Annotated in this window: 19 protein-coding genes and 1 pseudogene; 16 read left to right on the forward strand and 4 right to left on the reverse strand. The window is 66.2% G+C overall.

Translation table 11 applies throughout. From position 1 onward, the window contains the following. The first annotated feature begins 178 nt into the window (after positions 1-178). Together LNV23_RS00005 and LNV23_RS00010 are read left to right on the forward strand one after the other, a co-directional pair. A complete protein-coding gene (locus LNV23_RS00005; RefSeq protein ID WP_263561054.1) occupies positions 179-2200 on the forward strand; it encodes a DUF1631 family protein in 2022 nt (673 codons plus the stop codon). Further along, positions 2190-4502 carry a patatin-like phospholipase family protein gene (locus tag LNV23_RS00010; protein ID WP_263561055.1) on the forward strand — a complete coding sequence of 771 codons (2313 nt, stop codon included), beginning with the start codon at positions 2190-2192 and terminating at the stop codon, positions 4500-4502. Before LNV23_RS00005 ends, LNV23_RS00010 begins: the two co-directional genes overlap by 11 nt. Positions 4503-4508: 6 nt before the next feature. On the opposite strand, the gene yihA is transcribed toward LNV23_RS00010, so the two are convergent. Continuing rightward, positions 4509-5297 (reverse strand): ribosome biogenesis GTP-binding protein YihA/YsxC, encoded by a 789-nt coding sequence (gene yihA / locus LNV23_RS00015; protein WP_263516816.1) that lies wholly within the window; start codon positions 5295-5297, stop codon positions 4509-4511. A gap of 71 nt (positions 5298-5368) precedes the next feature. Between yihA and LNV23_RS00020 the strand changes: the two genes are divergently transcribed. From LNV23_RS00020 to msrQ, 6 genes are all read left to right on the forward strand, one after another. Continuing rightward, a complete protein-coding gene (locus tag LNV23_RS00020) occupies positions 5369-5998 on the forward strand; it encodes a c-type cytochrome (RefSeq protein ID WP_263561762.1) in 630 nt (209 codons plus the stop codon). A gap of 295 nt (positions 5999-6293) precedes the next feature. Beyond that, entirely contained in the window at positions 6294-8369 is a 2076-nt protein-coding gene (locus LNV23_RS00025) for a cytochrome c biogenesis protein ResB (protein WP_263561763.1), read from the forward strand. Then, on the forward strand, positions 8366-9745 hold the full coding sequence (ccsB, locus tag LNV23_RS00030; protein ID WP_263561056.1) for a c-type cytochrome biogenesis protein CcsB: 1380 nt from the start codon (positions 8366-8368) through the stop codon (positions 9743-9745). Before LNV23_RS00025 ends, ccsB begins: the two co-directional genes overlap by 4 nt. Before the next feature lie 14 nt (positions 9746-9759). Next, positions 9760-10578 carry a substrate-binding periplasmic protein gene (locus tag LNV23_RS00035; RefSeq protein WP_263561057.1) on the forward strand — a complete coding sequence of 273 codons (819 nt, stop codon included), beginning with the start codon at positions 9760-9762 and terminating at the stop codon, positions 10576-10578. Positions 10579-10693: 115 nt separating this feature from the next. Then, a complete protein-coding gene (gene msrP, locus LNV23_RS00040; protein ID WP_263561058.1) occupies positions 10694-11692 on the forward strand; it encodes a protein-methionine-sulfoxide reductase catalytic subunit MsrP in 999 nt (332 codons plus the stop codon). Between the two features lie 11 nt (positions 11693-11703). Beyond that, on the forward strand, positions 11704-12315 hold the full coding sequence (gene msrQ, locus LNV23_RS00045; RefSeq protein ID WP_263561059.1) for a protein-methionine-sulfoxide reductase heme-binding subunit MsrQ: 612 nt from the start codon (positions 11704-11706) through the stop codon (positions 12313-12315). Positions 12316-12318: 3 nt separating this feature from the next. Here msrQ and LNV23_RS00050 read toward each other — a convergent pair whose 3' ends face one another. Continuing rightward, complete coding sequence (locus LNV23_RS00050) at positions 12319-14427, reverse strand: S9 family peptidase (RefSeq protein WP_263561060.1); 2109 nt, start codon at positions 14425-14427, stop codon at positions 12319-12321. Positions 14428-14668: 241 nt separating this feature from the next. Here LNV23_RS00050 and LNV23_RS00055 point away from each other — a divergent pair. From LNV23_RS00055 to LNV23_RS00085, 7 genes and pseudogenes are all read left to right on the forward strand, one after another. Further along, a pseudogene (locus LNV23_RS00055) lies at positions 14669-15265 on the forward strand (NAD(P)/FAD-dependent oxidoreductase); the annotation flags it as partial. Between the two features lie 393 nt (positions 15266-15658). Further along, positions 15659-16027, forward strand: a complete 369-nt coding sequence (locus LNV23_RS00060) for a dihydroneopterin aldolase (protein WP_263517155.1) — start codon at positions 15659-15661, stop codon at positions 16025-16027. 154 nt (positions 16028-16181) lie between these two features. After that, the gene (ttcA, locus tag LNV23_RS00065; protein WP_411910528.1) at positions 16182-17165 is read left to right on the forward strand and encodes a tRNA 2-thiocytidine(32) synthetase TtcA; all 984 of its coding nucleotides are present in this window, start codon (positions 16182-16184) and stop codon (positions 17163-17165) included. 84 nt (positions 17166-17249) lie between these two features. Continuing rightward, positions 17250-17873 carry a DUF4136 domain-containing protein gene (locus LNV23_RS00070; protein WP_263561062.1) on the forward strand — a complete coding sequence of 208 codons (624 nt, stop codon included), beginning with the start codon at positions 17250-17252 and terminating at the stop codon, positions 17871-17873. Between the two features lie 119 nt (positions 17874-17992). After that, a complete protein-coding gene (glmU, locus tag LNV23_RS00075) occupies positions 17993-19384 on the forward strand; it encodes a bifunctional UDP-N-acetylglucosamine diphosphorylase/glucosamine-1-phosphate N-acetyltransferase GlmU (protein WP_263561063.1) in 1392 nt (463 codons plus the stop codon). Positions 19385-19523: 139 nt separating this feature from the next. Continuing rightward, a complete protein-coding gene (locus LNV23_RS00080; RefSeq protein ID WP_263561064.1) occupies positions 19524-19997 on the forward strand; it encodes a hypothetical protein in 474 nt (157 codons plus the stop codon). A gap of 90 nt (positions 19998-20087) precedes the next feature. Beyond that, a complete protein-coding gene (locus LNV23_RS00085; protein WP_263561065.1) occupies positions 20088-20624 on the forward strand; it encodes an SRPBCC family protein in 537 nt (178 codons plus the stop codon). A 147-nt stretch (positions 20625-20771) separates the two neighbouring features. Here LNV23_RS00085 and LNV23_RS00090 read toward each other — a convergent pair whose 3' ends face one another. Next, the gene (locus LNV23_RS00090; RefSeq protein ID WP_263561066.1) at positions 20772-21701 is read right to left on the reverse strand and encodes a transposase; all 930 of its coding nucleotides are present in this window, start codon (positions 21699-21701) and stop codon (positions 20772-20774) included. A gap of 76 nt (positions 21702-21777) precedes the next feature. Further along, complete coding sequence (locus LNV23_RS00095) at positions 21778-22281, reverse strand: thioredoxin family protein (RefSeq protein ID WP_263561067.1); 504 nt, start codon at positions 22279-22281, stop codon at positions 21778-21780. 93 nt (positions 22282-22374) lie between these two features. Here LNV23_RS00095 and LNV23_RS00100 point away from each other — a divergent pair, with 93 nt between their 5' ends. Beyond that, positions 22375-23301 carry a DUF808 domain-containing protein gene (locus LNV23_RS00100; RefSeq protein ID WP_263561068.1) on the forward strand — a complete coding sequence of 309 codons (927 nt, stop codon included), beginning with the start codon at positions 22375-22377 and terminating at the stop codon, positions 23299-23301. Positions 23302-23305: the final 4 nt, after the last annotated feature.

Consider the following 23305-nt stretch of genomic DNA (forward strand, 5'->3'; position numbering starts at 1 on the left):
TTCAACCGTTCTTAGTGTCAACCTAATTCAGGACGGGTCACCTGGCGGCACGGTCCGCTGTGAGTTTCTGCGCGACAGGGGCCGCTCAGGCGACCCGCTTGCAGCGGCAGCACCACAGGCCGGCGCGGGCAGCCCTCCTCACGCTGATAATCAGCGGCAAATCGGCCCCGCTGCTCGCATGTCCAACGCACCCACCCTGCAATCCCTGCTCACCGAAGCCATGACCCAGGCGCCGGGTCTGAGCCGCCATGTCCTGAATGCCATCCAGGACGAACTGGACAGCCGGCCCAAGCACTTCCACCTGCTTGACGGCTGGCGCCGCATGCGAGCGCGCTTCGCCAACGATTTCGAGACCGCCCTGCTGCCCTTGCTGCAAGCCTCGGCGCGCGGCGAAGACCCGCTGCAGCGCAAGCTCGACGACATCAATTCCCTGAGCTTGGTCGATGACCGCCAGGCCCTGCAAGACGTGGCCGTGGCCCATGTGATCCACGCAGTGGAAGAACATGCGCGCGCCGAGTTGCACCAGCTCGGCAATGTCTTCGCCGCCTTGCGCGGCACTGCCCGCGCGCTCAAGAACGAGAACCCGGTGCGGCCGGCCCTGTTCGCCCAAGCCTTGCTGGTGGCCCTGTCCAGCGTTGAGATGGAACCGCAGGCGCGCTACGAGCTGATGCAGGCCGCCTCCCAGCCCATGGCCAGCGGCATGTTGCGGCTCTACAGCGCCCTGTGCGCCCAGCTGCGCGCGGCCGACTTGAGCCAGATGGTGGCCAGCCACGCAGCGCGCGTCGACCCGGACGCCGAGCTGCGCCTGGCCCTGGCGCGCCGCAGCACGCAGCCGGCCACGCTCGACGGCCTGGCCCGACGGGTCCACGAACACAACACCCGGCCGGCACCACTGGGCCACGCGACGGCCGCTACCGGCGTTGCGGCAGGAGCGGCCACGCCGGTGTTCCGGGCCGGCCATGGGCCTGATCTGCTGAGCCGCCTCTACGACCAGATCCTGGCCGACCCACGCCTCTTGCCGCCGCTCAAGGCCTTGCTGGCGCGGCTGCAGGTGGCCGTGGTGCGCCTGGCGCGCAGCGATGCCAACCTCTTGCACAAGCAAGACCACCCGACCTGGGGCCTGCTCAATCGCGTCGCCGCTCATGGCATGGCCTTCGAGCGCGCCGACGACGAGCGCCTGCAAAGTTTTCTGCGCTTCATCGAAGGCGAAGTGCAGGGCCTGATCGATGTGGCCGTGCCCAGCGCGGCGCTGTTCCAACAGGCCCTCTCCCGGGTCGAGGCGCATCTGAGCAGCCAGGCCCAGCAGCGCAGCGAGCGCAGCGCCCAAGCGCTCGGCGCCTTGGAACGTGAGACCCTGCGCGAACCCTGGCGCAAGCTGCTGCATGAACAGCTGGCCGCCCAGACGACCGAGGCGCCCTTGGGACCCAAGCTGCGCCGCTTCATGAACACCGCCTGGGTGGAGGTGATCGTGCAAGCCATGGTGCTTCACGGTCGCGAATCAGACCAAGCCATGATGCGCATCGAATGGGTGGACCAGCTGCTGGAGAGCCTGCACGACACACCCGACGAGCGCTCGCGCCAGCGTCTGCGCCAGCGTCTGCCGGGCCTGATCGAAGGCCTACGCAGTGGCTGCGACGCCATCGCCTTGCCGGAAGCCCAGCGCGAATCGGTGCTGCAGGAGCTGATGCTGCAGCATGGGCGCCTGCTGCGCGGCATGAGCGCCCTGCCCGAGGCCGCCAAGCCAATCGAAGCCAGCCCGCGCGGGCCGAATTCCCGCGAGCTCAGCCCCGAGGAGTTGCTGCAGCGCCTGCTGATCGAACGCGAATCCGAGATGTCCACGCAATGGGCGCACACCCGGGTCAACCGCGGCCACCTGCCGACCGTGCCGGTGCAGCTTTACGACCAAGGCGACTCTCCCGAGGCCCGCTCGGCCGTCGGCGCATGGCTGGACGGTTTGCACATCGGCGGCTGGTACCACCTGTTCGTACAGAGCAGCTGGCTGACCGCGCAAGTGGCCTGGATCAGCGAGAGCGGCCAGTTCTTCCTCTTTGTCGGTCAGGACCCGGACCAGCGCCATTCGCTGACACGCGCGGCCCTGGAGCGCCTGTTGACCCACGGCCTGATCACGGCCCTCGATGAAAACAGCCTGGTGCAGCGCGCAGTCGACACCTTGATGCAAGACCTCGACGATGCGGTCTGAGGGCGGCGCGCGTTGGGGCTTGGGGTTCGCCGGCTTGCTGTTGGCCGGCCTGGCCCTGGCCCAAGCGCCGAGTACCAGCACGGTGGCCGCTCCAGCCAGCGAGCCCGTGGCGCCCGCAATTCAGCCCGCCGCTCAGCCAGGCCCACAGCTGCGACCGCAGATCGGCCTGGTGCTGTCGGGTGGCGGCGCGCGCGGCTTGGCCCATGTCGGCGTGCTCAAGGTGCTGGAGCGAGAGCACATCCCCGCCGACATGATTGCCGGCACCTCCATGGGCGCCATCATTGGCGGCCTGTTTGCCAGCGGTATGAGCGCACGGGATCTCGAGCGCGAGCTCTTGGCCGTCAACTGGGGCACGGTCTTCAACAGCCGGGTCGACCGGCAGCAGCTCTCGCAGCGTCGCAAGGAAGAGGACTTCGAGTTCTCACCGGCCGTTGAAGTGGGCATGCGCGACGGCGAATTCCGCCTGCCGCAGGGCACGCTGTCCAGCCGTGGACTGGAAATTCTCCTGCGCCGCTTCACCCTGCCGGTGCGCAATGTGCAGAACTTTGACGATCTGCCCACGCCCTTCCGCGCTGTGGCCACCGATCTGGAAACCGGCGCGCAGCGCATCATGCGAGAGGGGGATCTGGCCCTGGCCTTGCGCTCCAGCATGAGCGTGCCAGGCGTGTTCGCGCCGACCGAATGGCAGGACCGGATCCTGGGCGACGGTGGCCTGGTCAACAACCTGCCGGTCGATGTGGCGCGCAGCCTGGGCGCTGAGCGCTTGATCGCGGTCAATGTCGGCACGCCGCTGTCGGGCCGCTCGGCACTGAGTTCCCTGGTCGGCGTGACCGGGCAGATGATCAACATCCTGACCGAGCAGAATGTGCAGCGCAGCCTGGCCAGCTTGCGCGCCGACGATCTGCTGATCACGCCCAAGCTGGGGCCGCTTGGCGCCGGCGACTTCGACAAGACCCGCGAACTGATCGCCGCCGGCGAGGCTGCGGCCGAGGCTTTGCTGCCGCGCCTGCGCGGCCTGGCCCTGGGCCCTGCGGCTTATGCCGAGTGGCAGCTCGAGCGCGTGCGCCGCAATCAGCCCAAAGCCATGCTGGCCACGGTGAAGTTCGAAGGTAGCAGCATCACCAACCCCGAGCGCTTCAAGGCGCAGCTGGAATCGGCGCCGGGCCAGATCTTCGACACCGAGCGGGCCGAACGCGATGCACGCCTGCTGGCTTCCTCGGGTGATTACGAGCGGGTGGACTACCACGTCGAACAGCGCTCTGGTGGTGACGCCCTGGTCTTCACCATGGACGACAAACACTGGGGGCCCAACTACTTCCGCATCGGCCTGGACCTCAGCACCGATTTCGACGGCGAGAGCGCTTTCAATCTGCGCATCTCCCACAACCGACACTGGCTGACCCCGCTGGGCACGGAATGGCGCAACCAGCTGACCATAGGCCAAACGCCACGCCTCTACAGCGAGATCTACCAGCCGCTGAGTTTCCAGCTCGGTCGCTCGAACGATTGGTTTGTGTCCGCCTGGGGTGAGCTCGACCGCCGCAACTTCACCCTCTACCAAGACACCAGCGATGTGGCCGTGGCCCGCCTGCAGCGCCAGGCCGCCACCTTCGGCGCCGACCTGGGTCAGCCCTGGGGCCGCTTGGGCGAATTGCGCCTGGGCCTGCAGCACCAGAACTGGCGAGTCACGCCCAAGCTGGCGCCGACCGTGATCAGCGACAACCGCCTGGACAAGGTCTGGAGCGAAACCGGCCTGCGCCTCAAGGCCGTGGTCGACCAACTGGACTTCGCCAATTTCCCGCAGCGCGGCTACCGGGTGCTTTTCGAAGCGATTGCCGGCCAGCAAAGCGGCGGCAGCGTGCGCCACGCGGCCTTCCACCGCGCCGAGTTGCAAGGCACTTGGGTGCGCAGCTGGGGCACCCACACCCTCAATCTGCACGCTCGCACCTTCCTGGCGCGCCAGCCCGAAGACTCGGCGCAAGGCCCCTACTCGCTGGGCGGCTTCCAGCAACTCTCGGGCTACCAGCCGGGGCAGCTGATCGGCGACACCCTGGTGTTCGGCCGCGCCACCTACTACCGGCGCCTGCGCGAGACGCCGCTGCTGACGCGCGGCTTCTTCTATGGCGGCTCGCTGGAAATTGGCAATGCCTGGGGGCAAAACGACAAGGTTTCGTCCAAGGATTTGCGCACGGCGGCCAGCGTCTTCATCGGCGCCGACACTGGCATCGGCCCGCTCTACCTGGCCCTGGGCCGGGCGCCGCAGGGCAGCTCGGCCATCTACCTCTTCATCGGCCGGCCCTGAGCACGATCAGTCCTTCGCTGTGTCGGCGTCATCCAACTGCGCCGCCGGATCGGGCAGATCGGCCGGATTGAAGCTGGCCTGCACCAGGGTCACGCTGTGGGCCCATTCGTACAGGATGTGGGCCACATCGGCCACGCCCTGCTTCTTCAGCGCCGAGAACAGGGTCACGCGCACATCCGACTCTTCGGTGACGATGTCGCCGAGGAAATCCTGGGTGGCGAAGAAGGCCGCATCGGCCTCCTTGCGATTGAGCTTGTCGGCCTTGGTCAGCAGCACCAGCAACTTGATCTCGCCATTGCGCACGCGCGGCGTGACGAACTCCAGCAGCTGCTTGTCCAGATCGGTCAGGCCCAGGCGCGAGTCGACCATGAGCACCACACCCGAGAGGCTGCGGCGCACTTCCAGATAGTCGGCCATGACCTTCTGCCAACGCAGCTTGGCGGCCTTGGCCACGGCGGCATAGCCATAGCCAGGCAGGTCGGCGAACAAGGCGTTCGGTGCGTCCTTGGGGCCCAGGTGGAACAGATTGATGTGCTGGGTGCGGCCCGGGGTCTTGGACGCAAAAGCCAGGCGCTTTTGCTGGGCCAGGGTGTTGATGGCGGTGGACTTGCCGGCGTTCGAGCGGCCCACAAAGGCGATCTCGGGCAGCTCATTCGGCGGCAGGTGGACCAGCTGGCTGGCAGTGGTCAGAAAACGCGCGGTGTGGGTCCAGCCCAACACCACCTTGTCGGTGGGGGTGGCCGCGGCAACCGGATTTGGCGCGTTTTCTTGCGGCTCAGAAGTGGTGTTGGTCATGAAGTGTTCAGGCTTGGTGGATTGCCATTGTAAAATCTATGGGTTGCGCTTACCGAATCAATATATTCATGATGAAGACTGCTGCTGTCCTGACCTCGAGCCTCGTGCTTGCATTCGCCACGTTCTCGGCGGCACAAGCCAACGAAACCAAAGCCGCCGCCAAGCCTGACCTGGCCAAGGGCGCTGCCATTTCGGCCCAGGTCTGCGCCGCCTGCCACACGGCAGATGGCTCGCGCGGCAGCCCGGCCAACCCCATCCTGCAAGGCCAACACCCTGAGTACCTGGCCAAGCAGCTGACCGAATTCAAGGCCGGCATTCGCAAGAACGCCGTCATGCAAGGCATGGCCGCCACGGTGTCGGACGAAGACATCAAGCATGTCGCAGCCTTCTACGCCTCCAAGCAAGCCAAGCCTGGCTTCGCCAAGGACAAGACCCTGGTTGAACTCGGCGAGAAGATCTATCGCGGCGGCATCGCCGAGCGTTCGATCCCCGCCTGCGCCGCCTGCCACAGCCCGAACGGCGCCGGCCTGCCGGCCCAGTACCCGCGTCTGGCCGGCCAGCATTCCGACTACACGGAAGCGCAGCTGATCGCCTTCCGCTCGGGCGCCCGCGCCAACAATGCCCAGATGACCGGTGTCGCAGCCAAGCTCAATGACCGCGAAATCAAGGCCGTGTCCGACTACATCGCCGGCCTGCGCTGAGCCCGGGCGCGCCTTCGGCCGCTGCACCTGATCACGAACAAGGCCGGTGAAGTTCACCGGCCTTTTTTCATGGGCCCGCCCTTGATGCCTCGGGCCCACCGACAATCCTGCTTCCATGAGCGACACCCTTCCCTCCAGCGAGTACGCGCTTGACACCGTGCCGTCCGGCCTGGCGCCGATGCCTGCGCCCGAGGCTGCGGCATTGTCCGAACCCAGGGAGGCCGCGCCGTCGCCGGCGCCCGCAGCCATCGTCGCGCACTCGCCGGGCCGGGAGTTGCTCGATCTGCTGGCCTCGATGCGCTTTGCCATCGCCTTGCTGACCATCATCTGCATTGCTTCGGTGATCGGCACCGTGGTCAAGCAACGAGAGCCGCTCAACAACTACGTCAACCAGTTCGGCCCCTTCTGGGCCGAGGTGTTCGGCAAGCTCGACCTGTACACCGTCTATGGCGCCTGGTGGTTTCTGCTGATCCTGGCCTTTCTGGTGACCTCGACCAGCCTGTGCATCACGCGGAACGCGCCCAAAATCCTGCAAGACCTGCGCAATTTCAAGGAATCGGTGCGCGAACAATCGCTGCAGGCCCACCACCACAAGGCCATCCTGCAGCTGAGCCGGGCGCCCGAAGCCGCCCTGGCCGACCTGAAAAACCGCCTGAGCGCTGGCGGCTGGAAGACCAAGGTGCAGGTGCGTGACCGCGGCGTGATGCTGGCGGCGCGACGCGGAGCCAGCAACAAGCTCGGCTATCTGGCGGCCCACTCGGCCATCGTGCTGGTCTGCCTGGGTGGCCTGCTCGATGGCGACCTGCTGGTGCGCGGCCTGATGTGGGCCCAGGGCAAGACGATTTACGAAGGCGGCGGCCTGATCAGCGAGGTCAAGCCCGAACACCGACTGCCGCCCAACAACCCGAGCTTCCGCGGCAATTTGATGGTGCCGGAAGGCGCCACAGCCGGCACGGCCATCCTGTCCATGCCCAGCGGCGTGGTGCTGCAGGACCTGCCCTTCGACGTCGAGCTGAAGAAGTTCATCGTCGAATACTACGAAACCGGCATGCCCAAGCTGTTCGCCAGCGACATCGTCATCCGTGACCGTGAGACCGGGCTAACGACCGAAAAGCGCGTCAAGGTCAATGAACCGGCCCAGCACCGCGGCATTGCCATCTACCAAAGCAGCTTCGAAGATGGCGGCTCCAGTCTAAAACTGCTGGCCCTGCCCATGGCCCGCAAGGCCGGCGCAGCCAAGCCTTTTGCCATCGATGGTGTGGTCGGCGGCAGCACCCAGCTGGCCAGCGGCGAATCCAAGGAAGGCGACAGCCTGCGCCTGGAGTTCAACGGCCTGCGCGTGATCAATGTCGAGAACATGAGCGCCGGCAGCAAGGGCGGCAGCGGCAAGGAAGGCAGCACCGATGTGCGGGCCGTCGACCTGGTCAACCGCCTGCAGAACCATATGGGCAGCGGCGCCCGCGGTGGCGCTGATAAGGAGCTGCGCAATGTCGGCCCCTCCTTCAGCTACCGCCTGCGCGACGCTGCCGGCCAGGCCCGCGAATACAACAACTACATGCTGCCTGTCGATTTGGACGGGCAGAAGGTCTTCCTGGCCGGGGTGCGCGAGACCCCGGCCGAAGCCTTCCGCTACCTGCGCATCCCGGCCGATGCGGAGCTCAGCCTGGACAGCTGGATGCGCTTGCGCCAAAGCCTGCTCGACCCGGAGCAGCGCGAGCGCGCCGCACGCCGCTACGCTCAGGCGGCCACGCCCAACGACAAACCGCAGATGGCGCCCCAGTTGCAGGCCACGGCGCGCCGTGCGCTCAATCTGTTCGCCGGTGCCGAGCCTGCCAAGACTGACGCCAGCGGTGGTTGGGGCGGCCTGCCGGCGCTGAGCCAGTTCATCGAAAGCGAAGTGCCTGAAGGCGAGCGCCAGCGCGTCTCCGAGGTGCTGCTGCGCATCCTCAATGGCAGCCTGTTCGAGCTCTACAAGCTGGGCCGCGAGCAAGCCGGCCTGGGCGCCGCAGTGGCCGATGCCAGCACCCAGACCTTCATGACGCAGGCCGTGCTGTCGCTGTCGGACAGCATGTTCTACCCGGCGCCGGTGCTGTTGCAACTGACCGATTTCAAGCAGGTGCAGGCCAGCGTATTCCAGGTGACCCGCGCACCCGGCCAGAAACTGGTCTACTTGGGTGCGGTGCTGCTGATCATTGGCGTGTTCGCCATGCTCTACATCCGCGAACGCCGCCTGTGGCTGTGGTTGGAACCCAGCCCTGGCCAACCGGAAACCACCCGCGTGCGCATGGCCATGGCCAGCACGCGCGAGTCGCCGGACCTGGCCACCGAGTTCGAACAATTGCAAGGCTATCTCTCGAAGGAAGGCGTATGAACAGCGCAAGCAGCAGCACCGTCAGCGCAGGCCGCCCCGCGGTCCGCGGCCAGGACCTGGGCTACTTCTCCGGACGCAACGCCATCGACTGGGGCTTTGCCGCCCTGATCCTGGCCGGCGGCCTGTTCGCCTTCTCGCGCTACGGCGCCTCCATGGACGGCTATGAAAAAGGCATCCTGATCTGCGCCTTGCCGGCCCTGATCGCCTTGGGCTGGTTCTGGGCGCCACTGCGCTGGCTGTGTGCCGGCGTGGGCGCAGCCAGCCTGCTGGCCATCGGCCTCTACGTCCAGACGCCCGACGCCTTTGGCGCCGACCTGGCCGCGGCCGACAAAGTCTTCTGGCTCAAGTACGCCCTGTCCAGCCAGAGCGCGATTCTGTGGATGAGCGTGCTCTTCTACATGGCCACGCTGTTCTACTGGGGTGGCTTCTTCACCCAGCGCGGCCAAGCCAGCGCGGCCGAAGCCATCGGCTCGCGCCTGACCTGGGCCGCTGTCTTCATGGCCCTGGTGGGCACCATGGTGCGCTGGTTCGAAAGCCACCAGATCGCCCCTGACATCGGCCACATCCCGGTCAGCAACCTCTATGAAGTCTTCGTGCTGTTCGCCTGGATGACGGCGCTGTTCTACTTGTACTACGAAGCGAAGTTCAAGACCCGCGCCCTCGGCGCCTATGTGCTGCTGGTGATCAGTGCGGCGGTGACTTTCCTGCTCTGGTACACGGTGGCGCGCGAGGCGCATGAGATCCAGCCCCTGGTGCCGGCCCTGCAGAGCTGGTGGATGAAGATCCACGTGCCGGCCAATTTCGTGGGCTACGGCACCTTCGCCCTGGCCGCCATGGTGGCCCTGGCCTATCTGCTCAAGACCGCCAGCCTGCGCGCGCTGAGTCTGGGACTGATCGTCATGCCTGCGGCCCTGATCGCCATGATTCTGGCCGCCCGCTTCGGTGCCGACCTGCCGGCTGAGACCATCGCCGGCCTGGACGGTTGGGCGCGCAAGATGGCCGGGCTGCTGGTCTTCTTCGTGCTGGCCGTGGCCCTGCGCAGCCGCCTGACGGCCCGCCTGCCCGAGCTGAGCACCCTGGATGACTTGATGTACAAGTCCATCGCCCTGGGCTTTGCCTTCTTCACCATTGCCACCATCCTGGGCGCCTTCTGGGCCGCCGAAGCTTGGGGCGGCTACTGGAGCTGGGACCCGAAGGAAACCTGGGCCCTGATCGTCTGGCTCAACTACGCGGCCTGGCTGCATATGCGCCTGATGAAGGGCTTGCGCGGCATGGTCTCGGCCTGGTGGGCGCTGGCCGGTTTGGTGGTCACCACCTTCGCTTTCCTGGGCGTGAACATGTTCCTGTCCGGCCTGCACTCCTACGGCACGCTCTGAACACCGGTCGCAGCATGCCGTCCACCGCCCCGCTGCTGCCGAAACCGCTGTTGCGGGTCGCAACAAGCCTGCTGGCGGGGCTGCTGCTCAGCTCAGCCCCGGCCTGGGCACTGGAGTTGCGCATCGCCACGGGCGAGCTGCCACCCTATGCCACACAAAGCCGGGCCGATCAGGGCATCGCCCTGAACATCGTGCGCCGCGCCTTCGCCCTGGCCGGGCATCAGGTGGAGTTCCATTTTCTGCCCTGGACCCGAGCGCAGCAGGAAACCCGGCTCGGTCATTTCGATGCCTCCGCCTACTGGGGCGCATCGGCCGAGCGCCGGCGCGACTTCCTGCTCAGCGACAACGTGCTGACCGAACAGTGGCTGTTGGTGCACCCACGCAGCCTCAAACTCGAGTGGCAGAGCCTGAGCGATCTGAGCGCCTACAAGATCGGCTTTGTTCGTGACTACACCTACACGCCCGAGTTCTGGGCCGGGATCAAGAACGGCGAACTCAAGGGTGATGCCACGCCGACCGACCTGGCCGGTCTGCGCAAGCTCCTGTTGGGTCGCATCGATGTCTTGCCCATGGAGCGCAATGTGGCCTGTGACCTGCTGGCCCGCCATTTCAAGCCGGCCGAAGCGGCCCGGCTCACCGCCCATCCGCGCCTGCTGACGGACAGCTTCACCACCCACCTGATCCTGCCGCCACAAGTGGCCCGCAGCGCCGAACTGCTGCGTGACTTCAACCTCGGCCTGAAGAAACTCAAGGAAAGCGGGGAACACGCACGCTTGCTGAAGTCTCTGAGCTGCCCGGCAGGCTGGGCCGAAGCAGAAGGCGCGGCGCACTGAGCCAGCGACGGCGGGGTTTTTCCAGCCGGATGGGCAATAAAACAGCAAGACCCGTAAGCTTGCGGCCAGCCGCCACGACTGAGGGCGTCTCCTCTCGTTTTTGCAAAGGCCTGCCATGCCACGCTCTGCTCACATCCGCTCGACCGAGTCCAAGATCCTGCCTTCGGACATCACACCGCAAGCGATCTATCAAGAGCGCCGTCAATGGCTGCAGCTGATGGCCACCGGCGCTGCCGGGGCTGGCCTTGCCGCCTGGGCCGGCCGCGAGGCCCTAGCCCAGACCGCCGGGCCGGGCAAGCTGGCCAAGCTGCCCGGCGCCCGGAGTGCCGTGGCCGGAGCCATGAGCATGGACAAGTTGAGCCGCTACGCCGACGCCACGGGCTACAACAATTTCTACGAATTCGGCACCGAGAAATCCGACCCGGCGCAGTACGCCGGCAGCCTGCGGCCGCGGCCCTGGACCGTGACGGTGGAAGGCGAAGTCGGCAAGCCCGGCAGCTTCGACCTGGATCAGCTGCTCAAGCTCAGCCCCATGGAAGAGCGCGTCTATCGCCTGCGCTGCGTGGAAGGCTGGAGCATGGTGATCCCCTGGGTCGGCTACTCGCTGGCCGAGCTGATCAAAAAGGTCGAACCCAACTCGCGCGCCAAGTACGTCGAGTTCATCAGCCTGGCGGACCGGGCCCAGATGCCGGGCCTGCGCAACGGGGTGCTGGACTGGCCCTATACCGAGGGCCTGCGCATCGACGAAGCCATGCATCCGTTGAGCCTGCTTGCCTTCGGCATGTATGGCGAAGTGCTGCCCAATCAGAACGGCGCACCGCTGCGCCTGGTCCTGCCCTGGAAGTACGGCTTCAAGTCGGCCAAGTCCATCGTCAAGATCCGCTTCGTGGAGAAGCAGCCGGTGTCCAGCTGGACCGAATCCGCGCCGCGTGAGTACGGCTTCTATTCCAACGTCAACCCGCAAGTCGACCACCCGCGCTGGAGTCAGGGCAGCGAGCGCCGCATCGGCGAAGACGGCCTGTTCACCAAGAAGCGACCGACGCTGATGTTCAACGGTTACGCCGATCAGGTCGCCTCGCTGTACGCGGGCATGGATCTGAAAAAGTTCTATTGACCGGCGCCCCTATGACTCGCCGCTCGCTTTGGCTGCATGCCGCCGCCAAGCCCCTGCTATTTCTGATCTGCTTGCTGCCCCTGGGCTATCTGGTCTGGGGCGCCGTCAGCGAGAACCTGGGCGCCAACCCGGCCGAGGCCCTGATCCGCAGCCTCGGCGACTGGAGCTTGCGCGGTCTGTGCCTGACCCTGGCCGTGACGCCTTTGCGCGTCATCAGCGGCCAGGCGGCGCTGGCGCGCTTTCGCCGCATGCTGGGCCTGTTCAGCTTCTTCTATGCCAGCCTGCATCTGCTCGCCTATGCCTGGCTGGACATGGGCCTGGAGCCCGGCGATATCGCCGCTGACATCCTCAAACGCCCCTTCATCTTGATGGGCTTCACGGCCTGGCTGATGCTGCTGCCGCTGGCCGCGACGTCCTTCAACCGCGGCATAAAGGCACTGGGAGCGGCCCGCTGGCAGCGCCTGCATCGCCTGGTCTATCTGCTGAGCCTGGTCGCCCTGGCCCACTTCATCTGGATGCGGGCCGGCAAAAACAACTTTGCTGAGCCCGCCATCTATGGCGCCGTACTGGCCCTGCTGCTGGGCTGGCGCCTGTGGCAGCGGGCACGCCGTCCGCAACGCTGAGGATCAAGGCTGTCGTTGCTGGAGGGAAGCAGGGCCGATATGGCGGTCCAGGAACTTGAGCATCTGCTCGTACAGGTCGACCCGGTTCTCGCTCTTGCCATAACCATGGCCTTCACCGGCCTTGATCATCAGCACTTCGGGCGGGCGACCGGCCTTCTTCATGGCATCGACCATCAGATGCGTTTGTTCCATGGGCGTGCGCCAGTCATCGCTGCCGGCATAGATGAAGAGCGGAGCCTTGATGCGCTCGGCATGGCGGGCTGGTGAAACCTCGTGGGCCCGCGCCCATCCGGGCTCCTTCTGGCCGATCAGCTGACGCCAGAAAGCCACGCCCCCCTTGTTCTGCGGAATATCGCCCTGACCTGAAGTGAGGATGACTTCCAGATCGCTGACCACGAGGCCGGCGACGCCGCACTTGAACAGATCGGGAGTCTTGATCAAGGCCCAGAGGCTGGCATAGCCGCCATAGCTCGCACCCGAGATGCAGATGCGCTGGGGATCGGCAAAACCGGCCTGCACGGCCCAAGCTGCCGCGTCCTCATGGTCTTCGGACATCTTGCGGCCGATTTCGCCAAAACCAGCGTCGTAAACCTTCTTACCCAGCCCCGGGGTGATGCGGAAATTCGGCAGCACGACCGCATAGCCGCGCGAGGCCAGCAGCTGCGCTTCCTTGACACCATAGCTGCTGAGATGCCCCCAGGGATCTGCGCGGACATGGGGGCCGCCATGGATGTGCAGCACGGTCGGCAAGCGCTGACCGGGCTGATGGTCGGCGGGCAGGAAGTAGTAGGACGGGATCTCCAGGCCGTCACGGGTCTTGAGCAGGAAAGGACGCATCTCCACCAGATCCTGCTCCACCAGGTCCACCCGGCTGGGCATCAGCTCTTCCAGTGACTTGCGCTCCTCTTCGAGGATGAAATAGGTCGGCACCGCGCGGTCGCTGTAAACCGACACCAGGGTGCGGCTGCTGTTCGTGCGCTGGATGGCCACGGTCTTGCCTGGAAAGCTGGCTTCTAGATTGGCCTGCTGGCGCGCATGCTGTTCATCGAAGTAGGCCACCTGCTGGCGTTCATCGGCAAAGCGCAGGCCGATCAGACCACGACTACGGGCATCGAACAGCAGGCCGCCGCCCAGGTCGTAACGCGGGTGGACGGCCAGCACGGCAGCCAACTTACGCGTCTCCACCTCGAAACGGTGCAGGCCTCGGGTGTTCTGTCCTCGGTAGGCCGAGACGACCAGGTCTTTGCTGTTCTCTGCAAAGGCCAGCGGCATCCATGCCGCGGGGTCGTTGCCAGGTGCAAAACGTGCCAGCTCCTGCCACGGCGCCTCCAAGTTCTCGCGCAGCAAAACCCTGCGGCTTTGTTCCGCCAGCGGCAAGTCAGGGTTGTCGACCAGCGTCACTGCGCGCGGCACACCGTCGCGATCCAGCACCCAGTTCAGCACATCACCGGGTCGGTCGAAAGTCAGCAATTGGCGCTGGCCGCTGTCGAGGTTGACGCGGTAAATGTCATAGGTCTTGTGGCTGCGAAGATTGGCCTGGACCAGGATTTCGTTTTCGCTGCCCGGGGCCACCGCCATGAAGTCCATATGGGTGAAGCGTCGCAAGCCCTGATTGACCTGCTCGCGCACGGTCGGCACGAGCTTGCGGGCCGCGCTGCCGTCCACCTTGACCGCGAACAGCCCACCGCCGTCTCCTGACTCAGGTCCGGTCGGCGTATCCAGGCGGCCCAAGGTGTAGACCAGACGCTCGGAGCCGACCCAGTGGAAGGCGGTCACGTCGAAGGAGTTCATGCCAGTCAAGGCCCGAGCCTGGCGGGTCTGCAGGTCGAACAAGACGATGTTGCGCTTGCCGTTCAGTGGCGCGAGCAGCGCCAACAGGCGGCCGTCGGGCGACAGCGTGCCACTGCTGTAACGCGCGGTCGCTGCAAAGGCAGTCACCGGCGCCGGGCCAGCCGGCCGCCCCGCCTCTTGCTGCGCCGTCTCTGGCGCCTTCGCAGGGCTGGGCTCGCCAGCCCAAGCCGGTGCGGACGCCAACAGCAGGCTGACGGCAAGGCCACATGCCGTCATGATCAAGGGCTGGCGGCCACGTTTTTTCTTTCCAGTTGCTTTCATTGTTCAACTCCCTCGCTCACGGCTATTTTTTGAGCCCGCGATTGTCAGCGCCGTTCCCGACCTGTCAGGCCCATCGCAACCAGGGTTTACCCATGGAAGCAGCGCTTCGGGCGCTGTGCGCACTCGCACGCCAGGTCGGCGCTTCGCGCTTCGCCCCGGCCCTGCAGGGAGGCCTGCCAAAGGCACAGGCGCGGGTGAGCTGGGATAATCCGGCGCTTTGGTCTTCGCCCTGTCCGCCACCATGCCCCATTCCACACCCGACTCTCTGCCGCCGCAGCTCGATGTCACCATCCTCGGTGGCGGGCCGGCTGGCTGCAGCGCCGCCTCCTGGCTGCAGCAGCTGGGTCTGAGCGTGGCCCTGGTGGAACGGGCCACGCAGCTCTGCGCTGGCCTGCAAAGCCTGCAATTTGGACAGGACTGGGTGCTGGGCGCGCCCGGCCAGAAGCTGGCCAGCCTGGGCCAGCAGTACGCGCGCCAGATCGAGAGCCTGAACGAGGTGCACACCGTGCTGGGCCAGAGCTGCGCCCATCTGGACTGGCGGGCCGGCGAAGGCTGGCGCCTGCGCCTGGACGACGGCCAGGTGCTGCAAGCACGGGCCCTGTTGTTGGCCACCGGCCTGAAGCCGCTGCGCCCGGAAGCCTTCTTCCCGACGCCCTTGCCCCACCCGCGCGTGCTGGACGCGCTGAGCCTGACCGCCTGCCGCGAGCAGCTGGCTCCAGCGCGCATACTGCTGCTGGGCGGCGGCGACAACGCGGCCGAGAACGCGCTCTACCTGCAGGCACGCGGCCACCAGGTCACACTTTGGTCGCGCAGCGACTGGCGCGCCCAACAGCGCCTGGTGGAACGTATCCAGGGCCTGGCTGGCGCCATTCGCACCCGCCTGCCCAGCCCGATGCCGAGTCGCCTGCAGCCCGACGAGGCTGGCGTCAGCGTGCATTCACAAGCCTTTGGCGAGGAGCGCTTTGAGCATGTGGCCGTGCTGCTGGGCTTCGAGGCCGAACCCAGCGCCTGGCTGCAGGTGGGTGACGCGCTGCAGCGCGCCGGCATCACGGCGCCGTCTCACCCCTTCCGAGACGAGCCGCGCTTCGCGCCCCTGGGCCTGTTCGTGGCCGGCGATGCCAGCGGCCGCCAGCACCCTTGCGTGCAAACCGCGCTGGGCGACGGTGTCGTGGCGGCCAAGGCCGTCGAGGCCTTTTTGCGCCCACTGCACGAGGGCCAGCCCAGCCTGGCGATGCGCCGCAACAACCGCCAGATCATCCACATCACCGGCCTGCGCTTCGGCGCCAACCTCGGCGTGTTGGACTTCGAACGCGAAGGCCCGCAGCCCATCCAGGTCGATGCCGAAGTCAACCTCGGCGCTCAGCAGATCGTCTCGCGCGACGCCGACATCGGCCATGTGCTCGACTACCGTCGCGTGCGCACCATCATCATCGACGAATGCACGGCCGAACACACCGACCTGCTGGAAGCCTTGCTGGGCAAACTCTGCACCCGCTTGATGAAGCTGCCCGGCGTGGCCGGCGTGCGCATCAAGGTCACCAAACTCGAAATCTTCCCCGACTGCCAGGTCGCCATCAGTGCCGAATGCGGCCAGTGGTGATGGACCACCCCGACGCGTTTCGCGCACCCCTCAAGGGGCAGCGCCCGATGGCCCGGCAAAGCCAGCTCCATGGGCGCCACTCGATCAATCGCAGCCCCTGGCGGGGCGCTCAAAAGCACAGCCTGCCGCAGTGACAAGGACAGACACCATCATGCTGAACACCCAAGACGCACCCACCCTGAATCTCGACCTGCCCAGCCAACTGGAAGCCGCCGCTCCGGCCAGCGATGACAGCGCCGCCAAGGACAAAAAAACCTCGGTCGAGCTGAACAAGTTGTCCAAGCGCCTGCACCGCCAGGTGGGCCAAGCCATCGTCGACTACAACATGATCGAAGAGGGCGACAAGGTCATGGTCTGCCTCTCGGGCGGCAAGGACAGCTATTCGCTGCTGGACATCCTGCTGAACATGCAGAAACGCGCGCCGATCAAGTTCGACATCGTCGCCGTCAACCTCGACCAGAAGCAGCCCGGCTTCCCCGAGCATGTGTTGCCCGAATACCTGAAGTCGCGCGGCATTCCCTTCCACATCGAGGAGCAGGACACCTACTCCATCGTCAAGCGCCTGGTGCCGGAGGGTAAAACCACCTGCAGCCTGTGCTCGCGCCTGCGCCGCGGCAACCTCTACCGCGTTGCGGAGGAGCTGGGCGCCACCAAGATCGCCCTGGGCCACCACCGCGACGACATCATCGTCACCCTGCTGCTGAATATGTTCTTCGGCGCGCGCATGAAAGGCATGCCGCCAAAACTGGTCAGCGACACCGGCAAGCATGTGGTGATTCGCCCCCTGGCCTATGTGGCCGAACCCGATCTGGTGCGCTGGGCCGCCCATCGCGAATTTCCCATCATTCCCTGCAACCTCTGCGGCAGCCAGGAGAACCTGCAGCGCGTACAGGTCAAGGCCATGATCAACGACTGGGAGAAGAAGTTCCCTGGTCGCATCGAGAACATGTTCAGCGCCATGGGCAATATCGTGCCCTCGCACATGATGGACCGGGACCTCTTCCCCTTCCAGACCCTCAAGGCCAACGGCCGGCCCGACGCCAACGGCGACATCGCCTTCGACGAGGACGAGGCTTGCAGCACGCCGCAAACCAACGCCGGCCCGTCCGTGATCAGCATCCACCGTCAAGAACAGTAAAGCTTCGTCCACACAAGAGACACAAAGCGCGCGCGGAATCGGTTCACAATCAAAGCCATCAGAACAATACGTTAGGAGCACGCCATGCACATTCCTCGTCGTTCCCTTTTGGCCGCCTTGGGCGCCGTCGCCGCACTGGGCCTGAGTGCCTGCAGCGGCCCTTACAGCATCAGCAGCGAAGTTTCCAGCTTCGGCAGTTGGCCCGAGAGCCGCAAGCCCGGCAGCTTTGCGTTTGAGCGCCTGCCCTCGCAGGCCCAGGCGGGCGCCATCGCCGACAACCAGGCCCGCATCGAAGCCAGCGCTCGCGCGGCCTTGCTGAAGGCCGGCTTCACCGAAGCCGCCGACGCGAAAAACGCCGACGTGTTGGTGTCCCTGGGCATGCGCGTGGACGCCCAGGACCGCGCGCCCTGGGACGACCCGCTGTGGTGGCGCTGGCAAGGCAGCTACTCGCACTGGCGCTACGGCGGCCTGGGCCGCATCGGCATGTACCACCCCTCGGACATGCTGGACCGCCGCTACGACCGCTCGGTGGCCGTGCTGCTGCGCGACCGCCAGAGCGCCGAGCCGCTTTACGAAGCCCGCGCCAGCAATGAAGGCATGACCCAAGGCCCCAGCGAGCTGGCCGGTGCCCTGTTCGAAGCCGCGCTGAGCGACTTCCCCAAAGTGCGGCCCGAGCCGCACCGAGTGGTGGTGCAAGCCGTCCGCTGAACCAACCCGCTGAGCCTGGCCACTCATGGCAAGCCCCCAGCGGGCTGTCATGCGGGCCGGCTGATAATCAGCGCTTCACTGAAACCTCACGGGGCGGTCACCGCCCCGCTTGCATTCACATGGCGCTGAACATTGTCATCATGGCCGCGGGCAAGGGCACCCGCATGAAATCGGCCTTGCCCAAGGTCTTGCACAAGCTGGCCGGCCGCTCGCTCTTGCGCCATGTGCTCGACATGACGCAGGGCCTGCAAGCCCAGCGCAATGTGGTCATCACCGGCCATGGCGCGGACGCGGTGGAAGCCGCCGTCGCCGGCCCGGGCGTGCAGTTCGTGCGCCAGATGCCCCAACTGGGCACCGGCCATGCCATCCAGCAAGCCGTGCCAGCCCTGCCCGAGGACGAGGGCACGACCCTGATCCTGAACGGTGATGTGCCCCTGATCAAGCAAGCCACCGCACAAGCTTTGGTCCAAGCCTGTGATGGCAAGGCCCTGGTGCTGCTGACCATCCACCTGAGCGACCCGACCGGCTACGGCCGCATCGTGCGCCAGGGCGGCCAAGCGGACGGCAACGTGCTGGCCATCGTCGAACACAAAGACGCCAGCGCTGAGCAGCGCACCATCCGCGAGGGCTACACCGGCATGATGGCCGCCCCCACCGGCGCGCTGAAACGCTGGGTCAGCCAGCTGAAGAACGAAAACGCCCAGGGCGAGTACTACCTGACCGACATCGTCGCCATGGCCGTGGCCGAAGGCGTGCCGGTGCTGGGCATTGCCGCACCGAACGAGACCGAGGTGCTGGGCGTCAACAGCCCGGTGCAGTTGGCCGACTTGGAGCGTCGTTTCCAGTTGGAACAAGCCGAAACCCTGCTGGAAGCCGGTGTGCGCCTGGCCGACCCGCGCCGCTTTGATGTGCGCGGCTCCTTGAGCTGCGGCCAGGACGTGGAAATCGACGTCAACTGCGTGTTCGAAGGCACCGTGATCCTCGGCGACAACGTCCGCATCGGCGCCAACTGCGTGATCCGCAATGCCAGCATCGGCGCCGGCACCCGCATCCATGAGTTCACCCACATCGACGGCGAGAAGGCCGGCGGCGCCCAGGTCGGCGCTGGCGCCCTGATCGGCCCCTTCGCCCGCCTGCGCCCCGGCGCAGACCTGGGTGACGAGGTCCACATCGGCAATTTCGTCGAAGTCAAAAACTCCACCCTGGCCAAGGGCGCCAAGGCCAACCACCTGGCCTATCTCGGCGACGCCACCGTGGGCGAGCGCGTCAACTACGGCGCCGGCTCCATCACCGCCAACTACGACGGCGCCAACAAGCACCGCACCGTGATCGGCGCCGATGTCCATGTGGGCAGCAACTGCGTGCTGATCGCGCCGGTCGAAATTGGTGCGGGTGCCACCATCGGCGGCGGCTCCACCATCACCAAGCCGGTGGCGGCGGGCGAGCTGAGTGTGGCGCGCGGCAAACAGGTGGCCATCGCCGGCTGGAGCCGGCCGCTCAAGAAACGCTGAGATCGGCCGAGCGGGCGTGATAATCGCACGCAGGCTTGGCTCCGCCTGCTGTTGCACCCCCGTCTGCGGGGGCGCGCCAGTCGGGCTCAGCGCCTAGGATTTCGCAAGGGGTTCCTTCAGCAGTCTCAAAGGGCACATCATGGCGCGCAATCTCACAGCATCCAGGCGAGGTCTGGCCGACTCCACACCGGCCAACTCCGCGAGCACCCGAGGTGAAGAGGCTTTCGTGATCGACAGTTCCTGGCAGACGCTGGACGAGATCCAGGCCCGCGAAGAGCAGCAAGCGCGCGCTCAGGCCCTGGAAACCCAAGCCCTTTACCAAGCCCAATGCGATGACGCGGCCAGCGCCTGCTGGTACTTGTGCCGCAGTCTGGGCCTGGCCCGCCAGATGGAGGCAGACGGCGAACCCACGCTGGAGCTCTTGTTCCAACTGCTAGGCGCTTTGTCCGATCTGCCAGCCGAGGTGAGCACGGCCCCCGTTCCCGAAGCTGTGGGCGCCGACACCCTAGGTGTGTTTGAACTCTGCCAACAACTGGCCGCCGCCCGCGAGTTGAGCCAGGAAGCCTGGGTCGACGCCGAGCTGGCCGCGCCGCGCCAAGCTCTGACACACTGAAGCGCAATCAGCCTCCCCGCAAGGGCGCTGCACCTCCGTGCCGCGCCCTTTTGTGTTTTTGTGTTTAACCGCCACTTTGGAGTCCTGACCATGAGAGTGCTCAAATTCCTTGCCATGGCTGTGATCGGCCTGCTCGCGCTGCTGCTGATCGGCGGCCTGCTGCTGTCCCCAAAGTTCCATGTCAGCCGCAGCGTGCAGATCGCTGCCAGCCCCGACAAGGTCTATGCCCTGGTGGCCAGCCCGCGCCAATGGAAGCTGTGGAGCGTCTGGAACCAGCGCGACCCAGCCATGCAGATCGACTACAGCGGCCCGGAGTCGGGCGCGGGCGCCGTCTGGGCCTGGCGGAGCAAGACCGAGGGCGACGGCAAGATGAGCTTCACCGCAGCCGAGCCGAGCCAGCGCGTCGCCTATGAGCTCTACTTCCCGGACTTCGGCACCACCTCGACCGGCGAGCTGCGCTTGTCCCCCAAGGATGGGGGCACCGAGCTGAGCTGGCTCATGGATGGCGATATGGGCAGCAACCCCTTGTTCCGCTGGCTGGCCTTGTTTGCCGACGGCATGGTCGGTAAAGACTTCGAGGCCGGCCTGGCTCGCCTCAAGCAGGTGAGCGAACAGCAACAGCCCTGAATCAGGCCGGCCGCCAACCGGTCGCAAAGCGCGACTGCCTCAATTTGCAGCAAAACAAGACAAAGCCTTTGCAATCAAGCACTTGGCGCGTCTATGGGCGCCTTGCCCACGTGCTTATCCACAGCAGACGGGGATAGAGCCGACACCTCAGCCAGGCATCCGGCCGCGCTCCACCGCAGCGATCAGGCGGCTGACACGCGACACCGAGAGACCGACTTCGGCCGCCAGGGCCGTCATGGACCAGCCGCCCTCGGTGTGGGCGCTGTACAGCGCTTGCTCGCGGCTGGGGTGGACCGCCAGGCATTCTTCCCAAGCCGTACGAGCAGCGCCCTCGGTGGCCATGCCAGGCCCGGGGTGAGCCCGGGCGGCCTGACGCGGCACCCCGACGGCCGTGCTTGCGGCAGCAAGGGCCGCAGCCGCCGCTCTGGCGGCCGCCTTCATGCGTTTGACGAAAGCGGCATCGCCGAGAAAGATCTGCTGCCGCAAGCGGCCGGCCCAGAGGTCCAGATCCGGCTCACTGGTCACCAGCTCGGCATAACGGTCCGCTGCACGCCGCCGGTCCAGAGCGCCGCGCAGGCTGCGGCCCAGCACAAAGGCGTGCAGACCGTCGGCATCGAGCCAGGGCGGAGCCGGCTCCAGGCCGACATGCGCGCGGTAGCTCGACCAAGGCCAGGCCGCCAAGTCCCGCACCAAACCCAGGCGCAAAGGGCTCAGCTCGAGGTAACGGCAGGCGTCGAGCAGATGGGCTTCTCGGTCCACCAGCACAGCTTTGAAGCGGCCATGAAACAGCGGCCCTTCGCTGCCATGGCGGCGGTTGTGGTACTGGGTGTAGACGCCGTTCAAATGGCGCATCAGGCGCGAGAGATTGGCCTGACGGGTGAACAGCAGCAGTTGGAAATGATCGGGCTGCAGGCAATAGGCCAGCACCTGGGCATCGAAACGCTGCATGGTTTGAGCGACCAGCGCCAGCAGCGCGCGCCGATCGGCGTCATCAACACAGGCCGCAACCCCTGGGTCGCAGCGCGAGCTGAGCAGGTAGGCAGCGCCGGGAATTTCGATGCGAGGAGGACGGGCCATGCATCAACTTAGATGCGCGGCGCGCAAAAGGCAAGGCTTGACCCCTGTAGCGGGGACAGGTCATGCCCAGCCGGGGTCAGGTCTTGCCGTGCAGGCCTTCCAGAACCTTGAGCACGGCCTCGTCGCCCATATTGCGGGCGTCGGCCAGCTCGCCACCGTTGGTGGCCTTGAGCACGCTTCCGTCATTGGCCAGCACGGCCACAGCCGGGATGCCCTTCTTGAGGGAGACGCCGATCTGCGCTGCCAAATCGACATTGCGGTCGAAGCGGCCGACGTTGACCTTGAGCACCACCAGGCGCTTGCCAACATGCTCGGACAGGCTGCCGGCGCTCATCTTGCGGTCCAGGGCCAGGCAGTCCCCGCACCAGTTGGCGCCAAACACCAGCAACACGTTCTTGCGCTGGGCTTGGGCGGTGGCCAGGGCCTGGTTCAACTCGGCGCGGGCGTCGGCCAGCTCGTTGTAGACCAGCTTGGCCACCGTGGCAGCCGGCGCCGGGGCGCTGGTCTGCGCCAGCGCCGGCGCTGCGAAGCACAAGCTGCTGAGGGCCAGGCTGCTGAGGAGTGCGGTCTTCTTGATCATGGTGAGCGACGGTCTGGGTGGACGAGTCGTGAGTTTGCCATGCCGAATGCGGTACAAAGCGGCACTTCACCACTCTGCTCCTGCCGAAACTCCATGGCCGCTTCCAGCCTTCTGGCTCTGATCGACGACATCGCCACCATCCTCGACGATGTGGCCCTGCTGGCCAAAGTTGCGGCCAAGAAAACCACCGGGGTGCTCGGCGATGACCTGGCACTGAATGCGCAGCAGGTGGCAGGTGTCTCGGCCGAACGCGAGCTGCCCGTGGTCTGGGCTGTGGCCAAGGGATCCTTCCTGAACAAGGCCATCCTGGTGCCGACGGCGCTGGCCATCAGCGCCTGGGCCCCCTGGGCGGTGACGCCGCTGCTGATGCTGGGCGGCGCCTACCTCTGCTTCGAGGGCTTCGAAAAGCTGGCGCACAAATTTCTGCACAGCCCGGCCGAGGTCGAGGCCGAGCACCAGGCCCTCAGCCAAGCCGCGCTGAACCCGGAGCAGGACTTGGTGGCCTTCGAGCGCGACAAGATCAAAGGCGCGATCCGGACCGACTTCATCCTCTCTGCCGAGATCATCGCCATCACCCTGGGCACAGTGGCCGGCGCCAGCTTCAGCACCCAGCTGATGGTGCTCAGCGGCATCGCCCTGGTGATGACGATCGGGGTCTATGGTCTGGTGGCTGGCATCGTCAAGATCGACGACGCGGGCCTTTACCTGAGCCGCCGCCCGGGCGCTTTCAAACAAGGCCTGGGTCGCCTGCTGCTCTCGGCAGCCCCCTGGTTGATGAAGGCACTGGCCTTGGCCGGTACGGTGGCCATGTTCCTGGTCGGCGGCGGCATCCTCAGCCACGGCCTGCCCGCCCTGCACCACCTCAGCGAAAGCCTGGCCACGACCATGGGCTCGCTGTCCTGGCTGGGACCGGTCTTGTTCGACGGCGCGGTCGGCCTGGTGGCGGGCGCCCTTTGCCTGGCTGCGCACAGCGCCTTCGTCAAACTCAAGGCTCGCCTGGGCAGCCAGACGCTGGCATAGTCGT

Origin of the sequence: Kinneretia sp. DJ1R-11 (assembly GCF_025717595.1) — a bacterium.
GTDB lineage: Bacteria > Pseudomonadota > Gammaproteobacteria > Burkholderiales > Burkholderiaceae_C > Paucibacter_A.